Raw genomic sequence first — 652 nt, 5'->3', positions numbered from 1 at the left:
CATGTGGTGCAGAATCATCAATTTTCTTCATCACACGTACAATCTTGCGTAGCTCTTCCATTAGGTTGGCTTTGTTTTGTAGACGACCCGCCGTATCGGCGATAACCACATCGACGCCACGCGCTTTTGCCGCTTCAATCGCATCGTAGATAACCGATGCGCTGTCTGCGCCAGTATGCTGCGCGATCACAGGAACATTGTTACGCTCGCCCCACACTTGCAGCTGCTCAACCGCGGCCGCTCGGAAAGTATCGCCAGCCGCTAACATCACTTTCTTGCCTTGGCTTTGGAACTGCTTCGCAAGTTTACCGATGGTGGTGGTTTTACCCACACCATTCACACCAACCATCAAGATGACGTAAGGTGTTTTGCTGCTGTCGATCTCTAGAGGCTGTTCTACTTTAGATAGAATCTCCGCCATTTCTTCTTTCAGCAGACCATAAAGGGCTTCGCCATCTTTCAGATCACCTCGAGAGGCTTTTTCTGTCAGGTTGTTGATGATTTTTGTGGTGGTGTCCATGCCCACATCGGCAATGAGCAGTTGCTCTTCTAGCTCTTCAAATAGGTCGTCATCGATTTTTTTACCGCTGAACAGACCAAAGAAACCAGCGCCGATATTTGCTTTCGTACGGCTAAGGCTGCGCTTAAGGCG

The 652-nt window shown here is 49.5% G+C and carries 1 protein-coding gene; it reads right to left on the bottom strand.

The features are described 5' to 3' along the window. Nucleotides 1-652, bottom strand: a 652-nt coding sequence (locus R7040_RS27240) for a signaling recognition particle receptor family protein (protein WP_318097713.1), incomplete at both ends; no start/stop codon positions are given.

The sequence above is a fragment of the Vibrio sp. 1069 genome (assembly GCF_033340555.1).
Note: the sequence above shows the minus strand (reverse complement) of the source record. Positions and strands in the feature narration are given on the sequence as shown.